General features: G+C 43.3%; 3 protein-coding genes. 2 read left to right on the top strand and 1 reads right to left on the bottom strand.

Annotated elements, in window-relative coordinates; genetic code table 11:
• Positions 1-490: 490 nt before the first annotated feature.
• Positions 491-2422 (bottom strand): cation:proton antiporter, encoded by a 1932-nt coding sequence (locus CSV67_RS16395; RefSeq protein WP_099632651.1) that lies wholly within the window; start codon positions 2420-2422, stop codon positions 491-493.
• A 112-nt stretch (positions 2423-2534) separates the two neighbouring features.
• Here CSV67_RS16395 and CSV67_RS16390 point away from each other — a divergent pair, with 112 nt between their 5' ends.
• Together CSV67_RS16390 and CSV67_RS16385 are read left to right on the top strand one after the other, a co-directional pair.
• Positions 2535-3572, top strand: a complete 1038-nt coding sequence (locus tag CSV67_RS16390) for a glycosyltransferase family protein (protein WP_099632650.1) — start codon at positions 2535-2537, stop codon at positions 3570-3572.
• A 29-nt stretch (positions 3573-3601) separates the two neighbouring features.
• Entirely contained in the window at positions 3602-3790 is a 189-nt protein-coding gene (locus tag CSV67_RS16385) for an SE1832 family protein (RefSeq protein ID WP_029053516.1), read from the top strand.
• Positions 3791-4334 lie beyond the last annotated feature (544 nt).

Raw genomic sequence — 4334 nt, 5'->3', positions numbered from 1 at the left:
CGTACTTCCAGAATACGTAAAGTCATGTATTTTAAGGAATGCATACTGCGGATACATGCAGAAAAATATTTTTTGGTCATACTTAGAACGCGATAAACCTTGTCACTATCGTATTTCCAAGAGGGAGTCGCCCCAGCTTCCGCTTCAATCCTACGTTTATAGTTGAGGTACGGAGATTCATCACTGAAGATAGTGTATGAATTGTTGTTGACTTTGAACTTAGTTAAGTTCAAGTGATGATCAAATTCAATTTCTAATCACTTACTATCGGTAGTATTTGAATTAGTAAAGCCCTTGAACCTGTTTAGGTTCAAGGGCTTGGTTCATATATATAGAAACGATTACAATCCTAACTTTACTGTACAACAATACGTATCAACCACTCATATTACGAGGGATTGACGCGTAGGATGGGGACTCCGGAAAACGTTCCCACCGAAGCGCAATCCCTAGCCCCAACACTATTGCAACACAATCCACATCTATTAACTCAATCTTTCATGATCTTCGGCGGTGTTTCTCCTGGAATCGCTGGTTTTTCTTGGGGTGGATCTTCCAAGAACTTTGTCTCTACGATTTCTTTCGGTACACTTGCTTTGCCGTTCTTTTCTTCCAGTCGGTCAATTGTCCGCTCGATCGTTTTGTTTAACGTCGAAAGCGCTACGATTGTATCCCCCGTTTGTGCTTGCAGTTCTTTCTCTGCCGTGTAGAACTCCATGTCTCCATTTGCACGGATGATGTACAACAATATCGATTGATCGTCGCGCTCGCGTAAGTACTGCGTGTAGCTATATTGTTTCGTCAACAACGTCTTCCGGAATACGTGCCCTTGATTGATACGTTCATCCAGTTCATGAATCGTCAAGTTCGGTGTGAACAGGAATTGCCCTGTCGCTAGGTTGAACTGTTGATCTGCACTTCGTTTATGTGTGGTCGTTTGAAACAGTAAGTCTCTTCCTAGATCTGGCGTAAAATCGGCACATACGTGTGAGTTATAGGTATCCGTCTTAGTCATGGCCAAAATATAACGGTATGGCGTTAAATCTAAGTGATAGCCTGTATGCTCGGATAAAATATCTCCCTTAAAAGTTGGTATGCTGAGTTTTCGCGCATTAGACAAGCCACCCCAAGAGTCTTCCACAACTAAAACTTTGTGACCAGCAGTACTAATATTCTTCGCAAGTTCCGCTACAAATCTTGTACTGCCGATTAGTACTACGCCCGATTCAATCGGCGTGGCCAAATTCAGTTTCTTGGCAAGCCAGCCAATCGAGAAGCCATGTAAGATGACAGTCGCAAATACGAGTGCGAAAGTCAACGCGGTTAAAAGCTCCGCATCTTTATAACCGTTTTCAAGCAATATGGTCGCAAAATAGCCTGATACAGTCAGTGCCACTATCCCCCGTGGCGCAATCCAACCGATGAGTGTTTTTTCACGATTCGTTAAATCCGTGCCGATTGTTGATACCCAAATCGATAGCGGCCTAACGACAAATAACATCGCGAGTACGTATAGAATAATTTTTGGATTCAATATTTCAATCAAAATATGTGGATTTAACGATGCCGTCAACATGACGAATATTCCCGATATGAGCAATACTGAAATATTCTCTTTGAAATTGCGAATGTCTTCTAAAGTAGTCAGATGCATATTCGCCATCGTCATCCCCATCGCTGTGACTGCCAATAAACCAGTCTCATGCATGATTTCATCCGATAATACGAAGACAAATAACACGAGGCCGAATAAGATTGGCGCTTTTAAATATTCCGGTACCCAGCCCTTTTCAAATGCTGTGCCTAGAATCCGGCTCGTTCCCCAACCAAGAAGTACGGAGAACAATGAAGCACCAAAAAACAGCAACATCGCTTTGGCCGTTACTTCACTATTGACGAATTTGATGACTTCAAATGCAAATACGGCTAGAAGTGCACCGAACGGATCAACGACGATTCCTTCCCACTTTAATATCGCGGCCGCACGGGGCTTTAAACGCGCCTGTCTAAGTAAAGGCAAGATTACAGTAGGACCTGTGACGATAAATAGGCCGCCAATAATGAATGCCACTTCCCATGACAATCCTGCGATATAGTGAGCCGCAAGTGAACCAGCAATCCACGCAATAAATGCACCGAACGTTACGATTCTCGCAACGGGACGTCCAAATCCTTTAATTTCTTTAAAATCGAGATTCAAACTGCCTTCAAATAAGATAATAGCCACTGCGAATGTAATGATGGGTGAATATAGATCCCCCATTGATTGTTGCGGATTAATCAAACCGAAAATCGGTCCAACTAGTAGTCCCGCAATTGCCATCACGACAATCGCTGGCATTCTTGTACGCCACGCTACCCATTGCGACGCTACACCAATTAACACGACCAACATTAAATCCATAACCAACGAATTGAACATCAGGTAGGCCGCCTCCTTCCCTCTTTGAAACCTTTCTAAATCGCTTTCTTCTCATTGTAATAAACTATTCCCATTTTTCATAGGGTAAGGGGAACAAGTAGTTTCAGAAAGGGTGGTTCCAATCGAAAAACAAGTCAAAAAAACAATCGCGATCTATCTTTCCATAACAGAAGGCAAAGGAAGTTATCCTTTACGACGTGCACTACTACTGGCAAATACTTTAAAAAACGAAGCACAAGTCATCTTTTTATACGACCAAGAAACGCCAGTTCCAAGCGAACATTTCACGTGCCATAAAGTAATTGGTCCTTCCTCCTTAATTAAATTAATAGGTAAGCTTCAGCCTGATCTTTTGATTCGTGACAGTGGTCCAAGCTATAAAGAGGAAATGACCAAAATTCATGAACTAGTACCAAGTATTTTACATTTCGACGATTTCGGTGATGGTGGACAATTGGCAGACTGGGTGATCCAGACGCTGTATCCGGAAACTCAGGAACTCTATGCTGAGCACTATATCGTGGGGCCGCAGACATACATGGCAGACGCGTCACTGCAATCTTTTCGGCATGCCGGTTTAAAAAGAAAATCCCCGTCTTCTTCGCAACTTGTCATTTCATTCGGCGATGAGGATCCGGGCAATCTCACATTCCGTGCGTTGCGACATTTAAAGCAACTGCAAATTCCTTTATCCGTACTGGTACTGCTTGGAAAGAATTATAAACATGATGTGAGTGAAATCCAAATGATGGCATTGAGCCGACCGAACACCAAAGTCGTACAAGCCCCGGACAACCGTGCAGAACTGTTCTCAAAAGCCGATATGATTCTGTGTGATGCGGGTTATACACCATATGAAGTAGCCGTTATCGGTGTGCCTTGTATTGTACTTGCCCAAAACGAATTCGAATCAAACCTCGGATTTCCAACCGAGAGAAACGGCTTTACACATCTCGGCCTCGGTCGTAAAGTAACTCAGTCGAACTTACTGAACGCGATCATGGAACCATTGCTACATGATGCACGTAAGGAACGCGCGATCAAAAAGCAGTTACAGATCGATATCGGGAATAGTGAAGAAAAAGTGCTTGAAGCGATCCGTTATTTGTTGGAGTTCCCTAAACGTACAAGGCAGGATATGTTACACTAAGGGAAAACAGATGATAGGAGTTTTCCCTTATGACAAAGGATCAGTTGGAACAAGAGATCGCAGAGCTTAAGATGGACTACATCAGCCTGCAAGGAGATATGGAGAAGTTGGAGTCGACCGGTCATGTGAAAATGATTGAAAACGCGGAGCTGCGTCTTTCTAAAATGGAAGAGCGTCTCGCGGATTTGAATAAACAGCTTGCTGAAGCGACGAATTAATACGAACAACCTCTATCAAGTATTGCTGATGGAGGTTGTTTTGTAAGTTTTGGATATAGAACGGCTGGTTGTGGGATTGGGGTGGGGATTGGCGCTACGGAGGGGACGACTTCCTGCGGGCATGGCTTGAGCTTCCTCGTCCGCTAAGTGCAAAGACGTGCTCCTAACGCTTCGCTTTTAATCGCAGAAGTAATTGCTATTCCCGCGGGATTCGCCCCTCCTACGCGCCAATCCCTTGCAAAGTGAGTAGGTAATACTTTTCGAAGACCTTTGAAGTTCAGATAGTAAGTAATTCTGAACTTGAACTGTACTTGAATTTAAAATAAGTTCAAAAACAACACGAAGTCACACACTACCGGCAATGAGTGATCTATTTCTACCTACTATCTGGGTAGGATGGAAGCGGAAGTTGGGGCGACTCCCTCTTGGAAATACGATAGTGACAAGGTTTATCGCGTTCTAAGTATGACCAAAAAATATTTTTCTGCATGTATCCGCAGTATGCATTCCTTAAAATACATGACTTTACGTATTCTGGAAGTAC

Origin of the sequence: Sporosarcina sp. P2 (assembly GCF_002743255.1) — a bacterium.
In the GTDB taxonomy this organism is placed as follows: Bacteria; Bacillota; Bacilli; order Bacillales_A; family Planococcaceae; genus Sporosarcina.
This window is presented reverse-complemented; position numbering and strand designations above follow the sequence as displayed.